Annotated in this window: 11 protein-coding genes; 8 read left to right on the top strand and 3 right to left on the bottom strand. The window is 33.1% G+C overall.

Annotation, left to right across the window (positions count from 1 at the left end; genetic code table 11):
* The first annotated feature begins 15 nt into the window (after window positions 1-15).
* The 8 genes from IR213_RS07225 (at window position 16) to nudK (ending at window position 11,112) form a co-directional block, all read left to right on the top strand.
* Entirely contained in the window at window positions 16-801 is a 786-nt protein-coding gene (locus IR213_RS07225; RefSeq protein ID WP_194311634.1) for a TrmH family RNA methyltransferase, read from the top strand.
* Between the two features lie 27 nt (window positions 802-828).
* Window positions 829-2,382: a serine hydrolase gene (locus tag IR213_RS07220; RefSeq protein ID WP_194311633.1), complete on the top strand. Its 1,554-nt coding sequence runs from the start codon at window positions 829-831 to the stop codon at window positions 2,380-2,382.
* An 81-nt stretch (window positions 2,383-2,463) separates the two neighbouring features.
* Window positions 2,464-4,683 carry a RelA/SpoT family protein gene (locus IR213_RS07215; RefSeq protein ID WP_194311632.1) on the top strand — a complete coding sequence of 740 codons (2,220 nt, stop codon included), beginning with the start codon at window positions 2,464-2,466 and terminating at the stop codon, window positions 4,681-4,683.
* Between the two features lie 97 nt (window positions 4,684-4,780).
* Window positions 4,781-5,236 carry a Fur family transcriptional regulator gene (locus tag IR213_RS07210; protein WP_194311631.1) on the top strand — a complete coding sequence of 152 codons (456 nt, stop codon included), beginning with the start codon at window positions 4,781-4,783 and terminating at the stop codon, window positions 5,234-5,236.
* Window positions 5,237-5,266: 30 nt separating this feature from the next.
* A complete protein-coding gene (locus tag IR213_RS07205) occupies window positions 5,267-6,538 on the top strand; it encodes an adenylosuccinate synthase (protein WP_194311630.1) in 1,272 nt (423 codons plus the stop codon).
* Between the two features lie 35 nt (window positions 6,539-6,573).
* Window positions 6,574-7,608, top strand: coding sequence for a cellulase family glycosylhydrolase (locus tag IR213_RS07200; RefSeq protein WP_394354907.1), 1,035 nt, complete (start codon window positions 6,574-6,576; stop codon window positions 7,606-7,608).
* Between the two features lie 276 nt (window positions 7,609-7,884).
* The gene (locus tag IR213_RS07195) at window positions 7,885-9,972 is read left to right on the top strand and encodes an LruC domain-containing protein (protein ID WP_194311629.1); all 2,088 of its coding nucleotides are present in this window, start codon (window positions 7,885-7,887) and stop codon (window positions 9,970-9,972) included.
* A gap of 558 nt (window positions 9,973-10,530) precedes the next feature.
* Window positions 10,531-11,112 carry a GDP-mannose pyrophosphatase NudK gene (gene nudK, locus IR213_RS07190; RefSeq protein ID WP_194311628.1) on the top strand — a complete coding sequence of 194 codons (582 nt, stop codon included), beginning with the start codon at window positions 10,531-10,533 and terminating at the stop codon, window positions 11,110-11,112.
* Window positions 11,113-11,207: 95 nt separating this feature from the next.
* On the opposite strand, the gene IR213_RS07185 is transcribed toward nudK, so the two are convergent.
* The 3 genes from IR213_RS07185 to IR213_RS16565 form a co-directional block, all read right to left on the bottom strand.
* Entirely contained in the window at window positions 11,208-11,846 is a 639-nt protein-coding gene (locus tag IR213_RS07185; RefSeq protein WP_194311627.1) for a peroxiredoxin, read from the bottom strand.
* 80 nt (window positions 11,847-11,926) lie between these two features.
* Window positions 11,927-13,156 carry an MFS transporter gene (locus IR213_RS07180; protein WP_194311626.1) on the bottom strand — a complete coding sequence of 410 codons (1,230 nt, stop codon included), beginning with the start codon at window positions 13,154-13,156 and terminating at the stop codon, window positions 11,927-11,929.
* A gap of 55 nt (window positions 13,157-13,211) precedes the next feature.
* Window positions 13,212-13,541: an AEC family transporter gene (locus tag IR213_RS16565; protein ID WP_317173128.1), complete on the bottom strand. Its 330-nt coding sequence runs from the start codon at window positions 13,539-13,541 to the stop codon at window positions 13,212-13,214.
* Between the last annotated feature and the right edge of the window lie 6 nt (window positions 13,542-13,547).

Raw genomic sequence — 13,547 nt, 5'->3', positions numbered from 1 at the left:
CTTTCCATTTCAAAAATGAAACAAATTACTTCGATACAAAACCCATTCATAAAATCTTTGGTTTTATTGCAGGAAAAAGCAAAAGCACGTAAAAAATCAGGCTCTTTTCTGATTGAAGGCAAAAGAGAAATTGAATTAGCAATCAAAGGTGGATACGAAATAGAAACCCTTTTATTTTTGCCGGAATTAATCACAGAAAAACATCTTCGGAATTTTCATCCCAATATAGAATTAATAGAAATCTCGAAAGAAGTCTATCAAAAACTGGCCTATCGCGACACTACCGAAGGGATTTTGGCTGTAGCCAAAACCAAATCCCTGCAATTGTCCGATTTAAAATTATCCGAAAACCCCTTGATTCTCGTTGCCGAAGCACCTGAAAAACCAGGAAATATTGGTGCTTTACTTCGAACTGCCGATGCGGCAAATCTCGATGCGGTGATTATTGCCAACCCCAAAAGCGATTTATACAATCCAAATATTGTTCGTTCAAGCGTAGGATGTTTGTTTACCAACCAAATTGCCACAGGAACAACGGATGAAATTATTGCCTTCCTGAAAGAACGAAAAATAAATATATATTGCGCCACTTTGCAAAATTCGACTTCTTACCACACTCAAGATTATACAACTCCAACGGCATTGGTTGTTGGCACGGAAGCAACTGGCCTGACTGAAGAATGGCGAAACGCAGCCACACAAAATATTATTATTCCAATGCAAGGCGAAATCGACAGTATGAATGTTTCAGTTGCAGCGGCAATTTTGATTTTTGAAGCGAAAAGACAGAGAGGATTTTAAAAAAATTATGAATTAAAAATTATGAATATGAATTGTAAATTAGTCATTGTGTTATTGTTATTTATCCATTTCAATACAAATGCCCAGATAACTGAGCCTCAATTGGATCTTTTAGTCGAAAATACATTGAAAAATTTTAACGTTCCCGGAATTGCGGTAGCCATTGTCAAGGACGGAAAAGTTGTTCACGCCAAAGGTTATGGAGTGAAATCAATTCTTACCAAAGAAAAAGTAGATGCAAACACATTATTTGGAATTGCATCTAACAGTAAAGCCTTTACAACAGCCGCTTTAGCAATGTTAGTCGATGAAAAAAAACTGAATTGGGATGATAAAGTAACCCAATATCTTCCTGAATTTAAAATGTATAATGAGTATGTGACCAATGAATTTACCATTCGGGATTTATTGACTCACAGAAGCGGACTTGGACTAGGCGCTGGAGATTTAATGATTTGGCCTGACGGAAGCGACTTTAAAGCGACTGATATTATTCACAATTTGCAGTATTTAAAACCCGTTTCAGCTTTTAGAACAAAATATGACTATGACAATTTATTATATATTGTTGCCGGTGAAGTCATAGAGAAAGTAAGCGGTAAAACATGGTGTGATTTTATTGAAGAACGTATAATGAGACCATTGGAAATGAATAATAGCGCAGCTTCCTATTCAAGACTTAAAGACACTACAAATATTATAGCTCCTCACGTCCCGACAGATGGAAAACTAAAAATAATTTCTCGTTATAAAAATCACACTTTCGACGCGGCAGCCGGGATTTATTCAAGTGCAAACGATTTGAGTAAATGGATGATTCTGCAATTACAAAACGGAAAATATGGTCCAGAAAAACAGAATCAATTATTTTCTAAAAAAGAACAAGATGAAATGTGGAGTCTTCAAACCATAATTCCTGCAAATACAAGAGCGCCTTATAACACACATTTTAGCGGATACGGTTTGGGTTGGTTTTTGAGTGATATCAAAGGCTACAAACAAGTTACCCATACTGGTGGACTAGAAGGAATTGTCACTCAAACTACTCTATTCCCAGAGTTGAATTTGGGAATTGTGGTTTTGACAAATCAGCAATCTGGAGCAGCTTTTACTGCCATTACCAATACAATCAAAGACACCTATTTAAATATTCCTTACACAGATTATGTGCAATTGTATAGCAAACGGGAAAAAGACAACATATCTAAATCTGATAAAACCACTGAAGAAGTTTGGGCTGTCGTTGCCAAAAATCAAAAAGACAAAGTAAAAATTGATGGTAAAAAATACACTGGTTTTTATGTGGATAATTGGTTTGGCCAAATTGAACTTTCAGAGAAAAAAGGAAAATTATTTTTTAAATCCATTCGTTCACCGAAATTGACTGGCGAAGTTTTCTTTTATAAAGACAATACCTTCGTGGTAAAATGGAATAATCGCAGCTTTAATGCTGATGCTTTTTTGTTTTTTGAGATTGATGAAACAGGAAAATTGGATGCTATAAAAATGAAGCCCATTTCAGAATTAACAGACTTTAGCTATGATTTTCAGGATTTGGATTTTGCCAGAGTTAGGGAATAAATTTTTCAAAATTATAAATTGCAATCACTGTTTGCATATCTCATTACTTTTTTCTATTTTTAGAAATTGAACCATTTTTTTATGTTAGAAATAGATTTTGAAAAAGAAAACAAGGCAATCCTTCAGGAATACAAAGAGTTACTTCGTATTAGTTACCAAACCTTAACTCCCGAAGATAAAAAACTCATTCGTAAAGCTTTTGATGTTGCCATGGATGCACATAAAGAACAACGAAGAAGATCTGGTGAAGCCTACTTTTTTCATCCTATCGCTGTGGCAAAAATTGTAGCTTCGGAAATAGGTTTGGGAGCAACAGCTATTGCAGCAGCATTATTGCACGATGTCGTCGAAGACACTCCAATAACAGTAGAAGATATCGAACGAATATTTAATCCAAAAGTTGCCCAACTGGTAGAAGGATTGACCAAAATTTCGAAGGTTCAAAAGGAGATGAATGTTTCGATGCAAGCCGAAAATTTTCGAAAGATGCTCCTCACATTAAATGATGATGTACGCGTAATTCTGATAAAAATCGCCGACAGATTGCATAATATGCAAACTTTGGACACGATGGAAGATTTTAAACAAGTCAAGATTGCCTCTGAAACATTATACATTTATGCACCTCTAGCCCATAGATTAGGCTTATATAAAATAAAAAACAAACTCGAGGATTTAGGGTTAAAATATACAGAACCTGAAATTTACAATGACATTGTAAGCAAGTTAAAAGAAACCAAAGAAGAGCAAGATGCATATATAAAAGACATATCAGATGTTCTTCAATCTGCATTAGACGAAGAAAAACTCGATTATATCATAAAAGGAAGACCAAAATCCATCTATTCCATTTATAGAAAAATGAAAGCTCAGGGAGTTGGCTTCGATGAAGTTTACGATAAATTTGCATTGCGCATCGTTTACAAATCAAATCCACACGAAGAAAAATTCCTTGCCTGGAAAATATATTCAATTGTAACTGATCATTACAGACCAAGTCCAAGCCGTTTGCGAGATTGGATTTCATCTCCAAAAACGACTGGTTACGAAGCCTTGCACATTACTGTTATGGGACCAAAAGGGCGTTGGGTTGAAGTTCAGATTCGAAGCGAACGTATGGACGAAATTGCAGAGAAAGGATATGCTGCCCATTACAAATACAAACAAGGTGGTTCCGAAGAAAGTGGTTTAGACATTTGGCTTAATTTGCTGAAAGAAGCCTTGGAAAATTCAGAAGCCAATGCCGTAGATTTTGTTGAGGATTTCAAAATGAATCTATATTCCAAGGAAATCTTTGTATTTACTCCAAAAGGAGAAATAAAATCATTGCCAAAAGGCGCTACTTCACTTGATTTTGCCTTTAGCATTCACTCCGAAGTTGGAATTCGCACTAGAGGAACCCGTGTCAACGGAAAATTAGTAGCTTTAAATCACGAATTAAAAAGTGGTGATCAAATCGAAATTATTACTTCTCAATATCAAAAGCCAACCATCAACTGGCTTGATTATGTGACCACTTCGAGAGCAAAAAATAAAATAAAAAATGTTCTAAACGAAAACACGAAGAAAATTGCCGAGGAAGGAAAAGAAATTCTCACCCGAAAACTAAAACACTTAAAGATTACTTTAAGCGAATCAGTTGTCAATGAATTGGTCAATTTTTTTAAACTAAAAACCAGTTTGGATTTGTTTTACCGAGTGGGAGTTGGAGCCATCGAAAATCAGCAATTGAAAGATTACGCTGCTCAAAAAAGCAATACTTTTATTAATTTTTTCAAGAGCAAAATAAAACGTTCTGCAAGTACCGCCAACGAAGACATTCATAAACAGGTATTGAACAGTAATTATGACATGTTAGTCTTTGGCGCAGACCAAGACAAGCTAGATTATAAATTATCCACTTGTTGCAATCCCATTCCCGGCGACGAAGTTTTTGGTTTTATAACAATAAACGAAGGAATTAAAGTTCACAAAAGAGATTGTCCTAATGCGATAAGTCTTCAATCGAATTATGCTTATAGAATTATTTTAGCAAAATGGATAGATTCCTCACAACAGGAATTTAAAGCAATTTTGCACATCACCGGAATGGATACTATAGGACTTACAAATAAGCTTACTAAAGTAATTTCTGACAATATGAATGTAAACATTCAAAGTATATCTTTGAGTGGAGAAGCTGGAATTTTTAAAGGCCAAATCGCTGTAATCGTACAAAATAATAATATTCTTAAAAGATTAATTGATAATATCAAGCAAATTGATGGTATTGATAAAGTAAGTCGAGAATATAAAAATTAAGAGATAGTTATAAGTATAGAAGGTTATTAATTTAGTAACTAAACTTTTAAACTTCTAAACTTCTAAACTAGAAAATAATAATTTATATTTGCATGATATGACACAAATTTCAACAGATAACAGCAAAAATCAAGAAATTGTAAAAAGTGTTTTTACGATGTATCTTGAGAACAAAGGACATCGCAAAACGCCTGAACGCTATGCAATACTTCAAGAAATTTATGAGAGCGAAGAGCATTTTGATATAGAGAATCTTTATATCAAAATGAAAAACAAAAACTACCGTGTGAGTAGAGCAACTCTCTACAATACAATAGAACTTTTATTGGAATCAGGTCTGGTTCGCAAACATCAGTTTGGACAAAATCAGGCACATTACGAAAAATCTTATTTCGACAAGCAACATGATCATATTATAATGACTGATACTGGTGAAGTAATTGAGTTTTGTGATCCAAGAATTCAAATTATCAAAAAAACAATCGAAGAAATATTCGATATAGAAATTACAAACCACTCCCTATACTTATACGGAACAAAAAAACAAAAATAACACACAAATTAACTACAAATAACACACAGAATGACCGTAGATTTATTACTAGGATTACAATGGGGAGACGAAGGAAAAGGAAAAATTGTCGATGTTCTTACTTCAAAATATGATATTATTGCTCGCTTTCAAGGTGGACCAAATGCGGGACACACTTTAGAATTTGACGGAATAAAACATGTTTTAAGAACCATTCCTTCAGGGATTTTTCATAAAACTGCCGTAAACATTATTGGAAACGGAGTTGTAATAGACCCTGTTGTTTTTCAAAAAGAAATTGAAGGCTTGGCCAAATTTAATTTAGACTTAAAAAATAAATTAATAATTTCCAGAAAAGCACATTTAATCTTACCTACGCATCGTTTACTTGATGCTGCATCTGAAGCCTCAAAAGGAAAAGCAAAAATTGGATCTACACTTAAAGGAATTGGCCCAACTTATATGGACAAAACCGGCAGAAACGGAATCCGTGTTGGTGATATTGAATTAGAAGATTTCAAAGAAAGATACCGCGCTTTGGCAAACAAGCACGAAGAAATGATTAAATTCTACGATGTTGCTATTCAGTACAATTTAGAAGAAATGGAAAAAGAATTCTTTGAATCCATCGAAGAATTGAAAAAAATAGATTTTGTAGACAGTGAAGAATACTTAAATCAAGCACAAAGAGCAGGAAAAGCTATTTTGTGCGAAGGTGCCCAAGGCTCATTATTGGATGTTGATTTTGGAACTTATCCGTTTGTGACTTCATCCAATACTACCGCAGCTGGTGCTTGTACTGGTTTAGGAATTGCTCCCAATAAAATAAAAGAAGTTTACGGAATTTTTAAAGCCTATGTAACTCGCGTAGGAAGTGGTCCTTTTCCAACGGAACTTTTCGACGAAGATGGCGCAACAATGGCAAGAGTTGGAAATGAATTTGGGTCTGTAACCGGAAGACAAAGACGTTGTGGTTGGTTAGATTTAGTTGCCTTAAAGTATGCTGTTCAAATTAATGGCGTTACCCAATTAATGATGATGAAAGGCGATATTCTTTCTGGTTTTCCAACTTTGAAAGTATGTACGGAATACAATTACAAAGGCGCAACCATTTCTCATTTTCCTTACAACATCGAACCTGAAAATGTAACTCCTGTTTTCAAAGAATTCAAGGGATGGCAAGCCGATTTGACCGGAATGACCACTTATGATCAATTACCAATCGAGTTGAAAGAATACATTGAATTTATAGAAAAGGAAGTTGAAGTTCCCATAAAAATTGTTTCTGTAGGGCCAGACAGAAAGCAAACGATTTTAAAATAAACATCAAACGCTCTGAAATTTCGAGGGCATTTTTTATATCCCTATATGAAAAAAATTATTTTATTTTTTTTGTTTCATCGTTTCCGATTTTTATTTCATGTTCAAAATCGGAAACCGTTATTATTCCAATTTCTCAAAATGGATATACTGTTTCGGGCACAAAAATTTTAAATTCTAACAAACCAATTCAATTAATTGGAGCAAATGCTTTTCATTCGTTTGGTGCAAGTATTTCTAGCAATGATGATATGAAATCTTGGAAAATGGATATAGCTAGGGAATTTATTGGAAATATCAAAGAAAATCCCATTGATGGTAGTCCAATTCAAGACTCGAATGGTAATTGGTTACATTCGCTACAAAAAATAGTAGATGGCAATAGGTTAAACAACCGAATAACAATTCTTTGTGCTTTTGGTTGGGATGGAACCTCGGCAACGTTATTTTCAGGAACAATGCCTGCTCGAACTACTTGGTTTGCTAATTATAAAATAAAGTTGCAAAGTTGGGCAAATCAATTTAAAAACCAACCCGATGTGTGGCTTGAAGTTTGGAATGAGCCTTATCGATTTGATAGAGCTGATGGTTATACTGATGCAATTTGGATAAATGATATGAACGCAATGGTTACCAATATTAGAAACACCGGCAATACAAGTATCATTATAGTTCCTTGTGCAGAGCAAGGTCAAGACGAAAGTGTATTGATAAATAAAGGAACTTCATTTTTAGCAAACAAAACTAATATTCTTTATGATATTCACGCTTATGAAAAATGGCTTTTAGTAAGCAACACCAATATTACAAGTCGATTAGACAATTTACAAACTAACAATTTACCTGTAATTTTTGGAGAAACTGCTCCAATGAATGCAGGCGAGCTTATGAATCCGCAGTTTTTGTTAAACGAACTCTACAATCGTGGTAAATCTGTTTGCGCTTGGATATGGAAATACAATGAAAATGATACCGATGCATTACTTATAGAAGCAGGATTTCCTAACGATACTAACAATAATAATTGGGGAACTACTTTCAAAAACCTTAGTTTAAAAGCGAGGAATCCTTAATTTAGTTCATTGATGAAAAATTCAAAAATAAAAATACAACAAACTGATTGTTAATAACTTATCTGCAGCAATTATTTTTTATGAAATAACTAGTTATAAAAACACCTAATTCTTAAAATTTTAATATATTTTTGTGAAAAAAATTCATACATAATGAGTAACAATGAGATTTATCAACCTGCAAATAATAGAATTAAAAACATATTGCTGCTAAATGCTGAATAATATCTTTTGAATAATAAATCATACAAAAGTAATCCTAAATAAATATTAAATATGAAAACAATTAGCCCCAAAACTAGTCTCGTTTTATCTTCAATTTTCAGTATTTTGTTATATTCCTGTGTCAGTGACAAGGAAATTAGCAAAGATCAAAATTATGCCAATTTCGATTTTAAAACCACAAAACAAATAACGGTTTCAGTTTCGACCTTAAATTCAGAAAACAAACCTATTGGAGGTGTACCTGTTCAAATTTACACCCAAAACCCCTTAACACCTGAAGGTTTGCTTAAAGAAAACAGCAGCGATTTTTTAGCATTTAAAGGAATTAGTTCAAATAGTGGTCTTTTAGACTGCGAAATTGCACCTGAAACTTTTGTTGATAGCTTGAGTGTTTTAGTAAATCATATTGGTTTACCATCATTAAAACAGGTGAAAATAGATTCTAAGAATCTTAATGTCGTAGTTGGCGGTTCATCATCCCAAAAAACTAACAAGTCTAATGGTGCTTTAAAAACCACCTCAACAGCCGTTATACCTGATCCAATAAAAATGAGCGGCTACTATGTACTAGGTTCTTGGGATAACCAAGGAAAACCAAATTACTTATTGAATGTAGGTGGCAATATAGCTAATGATTTTTTAGCGGATGTAAATGCTTCTTTACCTGAAAACCTTAGACTTCCTGTATCTCATCCTGAATATTTAAATTCTAGTGATAATGGAAATATAGAACTTATAGCTGATGCCGAAGTTTGGGTTACATTTGTTCACGAAGGTGCTGGATACAGAAATGCACTTGGATATTATACACATAAAAATGACAATCCTCCTGCTAGTCAAACTGAAATTAAAGATCAAACTATTATTTTCCCAAATGTTTCTTATAATGGTTCTGGAGGGTCTTTACGTTCAGGTAACAAAGTACAATTACTATATTTAGATCCTTCAACAAATAAATACACCACAGTTTTTCCTTCAGGAACTACAGTAGCTTGGTTTTTTATTGCTAACAGTTTTAATTCTTCAACAAATTCAATTGGTTCAGGCAATGGAAAATTCTATTCAGACAAACGCTTTAATCCTGAGACCAACATTGATAAGAAAAAACACAATGTAGTTTTAAAAGACAATAAACGTCAACTTTTATTACTTGGTTTTGAAGATATTAATCGTGAAAAAGGTTCAGACGAAGATTTTAATGATGGAATTTTCTATTCAACTGTCTCTCCATTCTCTGCGGCCAAAACGGATAAAATAAAATCAATAGATACACCAAAAGATACTGATGGTGATGGTGTAGGTGATTCACTTGATGAATATCCAACAGATCCTACAAAAGCGTTTAATAACTATTATCCAGCTAAAAATAGTACAGGAACATTGGCATTTGAAGATTTATGGCCATCTAAAGGGGATTATGATTTCAACGATTTAGTTGTGGATTACAATTTTAATCAAGTAACCAATGCCAGCAATAAAATAGTAGAAATAAATGCTGCATTAACCGTTAGAGCTATAGGAGCATCATTTAAAAATGGGTTTTCATTACAATTTAACACCACTCCAAGTAATGTTAAATCAGTTACAGGACAAAATTTAAATAATGGTGTATTTACTTTGAATTCAAATGGAACAGAACAAAAGCAATCCAAAGCAGTTATTCCTATTTTTGATGACCCTTATAAAGTGCTTAATACAGCTACAGCTATTACTAACACTTATGTGGGTGGTGCCTATAGTGCTCCTAAAACAATGAACATAAAAATAGAATTTATAACACCAATGCCATTAAGTAGTTTTGGAACAGCACCTTACAATCCGTTTATTGTAGCAAGTGGTATTCGTGGAAAAGAAATACATTTGCCAGCAAACACACCAACCGATTTGGCTGATAAATCTAAATTTGGTACTGGAGATGATGACAGCAATTTAGCTACCCAAAAATATTACATGTCTGATAATAATTTACCGTGGGCAATTAATATTCCGGTGCAATTTGCTTATCCAGCAGAACAACAAGATATTACTAAAGCCTTTTTATTGTTTAATAAATGGGCTGAAAGTCAAGGAACTAACTTTATGGATTGGTACATCGATAAAAACGGATACAGAGACAGTTCTAAATTATATAAAAAATAAAAAAAATAAAAATCCTAACAGACTTCAAAAACCTGTTAGGATTTAATCTTTAAAATAGCTTCTAATTAGCAAACTATATTTTTATATTATCAATCCAATTAGGTAAAAAATATAATTGCTTGTTCTACTATAAAACTTACTTCCTAATTTTCTAATTTTAAAATTTTTGATAAAAAAAATTTAAATTTAAATTCACAGGGTATTAAGTAGAATTTACAAAGAATCTGAGCAAACACCCAAATAACCAATAAGTTACTAAAATTCACCGGAATTATCTTATGCGGAATAATTTTACGGAGCAAATCCTATAATAATATTCTGATGGAACAATCTTTGAATGGGCTTAATTATCATATCTTCGATTTAAAAATTACACACTAACCACTTAAGATTCGTAAAATTTATAAAAATGACTTATAAGAATTATTTACTTAATTTAACAAAAGAATTAACCTTAATACCAGCTAAATATACAAATGTTAAATAAATTATTGTAATTAATATTCAAACAAAGCCAATACTTAGCTTTATACTATCTTTATAAACTAAAATGAAAAAATGAACAACCCAAAAATAAAAATCCGTCAAACTGATTTGCTTTCAGACAATTGGTATCTTTTAAATAAAGTAACTTACGATTATCAAAAAGAAGACAACACCATAGAGACACATATTCGTGAAGTATACGATCGTGGAAATGGAGCAGGAATTTTGCTTTACAATTCAACTCAAAAAACCGTTATTCTGACACGACAATTTCGGTTACCTTCTTATCTCAACGGAAATGCATCGGGGATGATGATTGAAGTTTGCGCCGGTCTTTTGGATAAAGATCATCCAGAGCAATGCATTATCCGAGAAACCGAAGAAGAAACCGGCTATCGTCTTTCAACAGTTCATAAAGTTTTTGAAACCTATATGTCACCAGGATCAGTAACGGAAATCTTGTATTTATTTGTGGGCGAATATGATGCATCAATGAAAGTAAACAATGGTGGTGGTGTCGACACTGAACAAGAAAATATTGAAGTTCTGGAATACCATTTTGACGAAGCATTTGCTATGATAGAAAATGGAGAAATTAAAGATGCTAAAACAATTATGTTGCTGCAATACGCCAAAATAAATAATCTCGTTTAATTTAAGCTTAATAAAACCCTTTATTCGATATTAAAATAAAAAGGAACAATGAAAAATTTCTCATTGTACTTTTCTATTGTACAAACCTACAAAATTTATTTATTGGGTTGTGGGGTCATCCTTAGGTAATATTTTATGCGTTTAAATCCTTTTGGAAATTTTGCAGGAATATCACTATCCGGAATTGCTGGTGATATAACCACATCTTCACCGTCTTTCCAGTTTGCTGGAGTTGCGACGCTATAATTGGCAGTCAATTGCAAACTATCGATGACACGCAGAATCTCGTCGAAATTTCTTCCAGTCGATGCTGGATAAGTTAAAGTCAATTTTATCTTTTTGTCAGATCCAACTACAAAAACCGAACGAATCGTAAATTTATCATTCGCATTAGGGTGAATCATATCGTATAAAGTGGCGACTTTTTTGTCCTCATCCGCAATAATAGGGAAACTTACTGTGGTGTTTTGAGTTTCATTAATGTCTTTTATCCATTCTAAATGCGACTCTAATCCATCAACGCTCAATGCAATAACTTTTGTATTTCGCTTTACAAATTCAGGATAATAATTTGCCACTGTTCCTAATTCAGTAGTACAAACTGGTGTGAAATCTGCGGGATGCGAAAATAATACTCCCCATGAATTTCCTAACCATTCGTGGAAATGAATCTTTCCTTGTGTAGTTTCCGCTTCAAAATCTGGAGCAATGTCTCCTAATCTTAGTGTTGCCATAATTATTATTATTTTAATTACCTAAAATTAAATAAAAAAAACCATACTTCTAAGAAGTAAAATCATAAATAAAATACAAATTAATTGTTGGCTTTTTTCTTTTTCATATTTGGTAGAAAGTAAGTTATGACACCAATTAAAGGAAGAAAAGAACTTATTTTATATACATATTCAATACTCTTTTGATCGGCTAAATAACCCAAAACTGCAGAACCCAATCCTCCCATTCCAAAGGCAAAACCAAAAAATAATCCTGAAATCATTCCTACTTTTCCTGACATTAATTCCTGTGCAAAAACTAAAATAGCAGAAAATGCCGAAGCCAAAATTACTCCAATAATTACAGACAAAGCCCCTGTCCAAAATAAATTAGCATATGGCAACATTAAAGTAAAAGGTGCAGCTCCAAGAATAGAAATCCAAATAATATACTTCCTTCCAAAACGATCTCCCAAAGGCCCGCCAATCAAAGTTCCAGCTGCGACTGAAGCCAAGAAAATGAATAAATGAAATTGGGATTGTTGAATGGTCAATCCAAATTTATGCATCAAATAAAAGGTAAAATAACTGGACATACTTGCCATATAGAAAAACTTCGAGAAGATTAGCAACAATAGAATCGCAATGGAAATATTGACTTTACTCTTAGAAAAATGAACTGTTCCCCCTTCTAAAAATATTTTTTTAGAAGCACGTAAATCCAAATGATTTTGATACCAATTAGCAATTTTTGACAAAATAATCATTCCTAAAACCCCAGCAATTACAAACCAAATTATATAGGATTGTCCGTGAGGAGCCACAATCAAAGCCACTAATAATGGTCCAATTGCACTACCGGTATTTCCTCCTAATTGAAAAATAGACTGCGCTAATCCTCGTTTTCCGCCAGAACCCAAAAAGGCAACACGTGAAGCTTCAGGATGAAATATAGAAGAACCAATTCCCACAAATGAAACGGATACCAATAACATCCAGAAAGAAGACGATTGTGACAAGAATGCCAATCCTGAAATAGTGAAAATCATTCCAATTACCAATGAATATGGCTTTGGGCTTTTGTCTGTATAAAATCCAATAAAAGGTTGCAATAAAGAAGCCGTAAGCTGAAAAACAAATGTTATTAATCCAATTTGGGTAAAAGATAGATGGAAGTTTTGCTTTAATAATGGATAACTAGAAGGAATAACCACTTGCATCAAATCATTTAATAAATGGGCAAATGCTATCGAAAACAATACCGAATAAACTGTTTTTTGAACAATTGGATTATGTCCTTTTTTTGATGTCGTATCAGTAAAAGTGTTCATATTTGAATAATAAAGAACTCTTTGTAAAATAGTAATTTAGAGGCAAAAATATATTTTAAATATAACCTACCACAAAATACCAAAAGATTAATGTAATAAAAGATAATGGTATTCCAAAACCAATCATCATACTGCTTAATTTTGGTTTTAAACCATAAGAAGATGCCAGAATACTAGCTGTAATCATTGGTGCCATAGCCGATTCCATTATGGATACTTGAATAATTTGGGAATGTTGATTTAAAATCACGACGTACAATAAATAAAATAGCGCCGGAGTCAATATCAGTTTAAACAAAAGTCCTAATCCAAGGAATTTCCAATGCTGACTTTTCCTGTCAAAATGCAGTTGTAAACCAACAGAAAGCATAGCCAATGAGGTCATCGCACT

The sequence above is a fragment of the Flavobacterium soyangense genome, assembly GCF_015277675.1.
Lineage (GTDB): Bacteria > Bacteroidota > Bacteroidia > Flavobacteriales > Flavobacteriaceae > Flavobacterium > Flavobacterium soyangense.
Note: the sequence above shows the minus strand (reverse complement) of the source record. Positions and strands in the feature narration are given on the sequence as shown.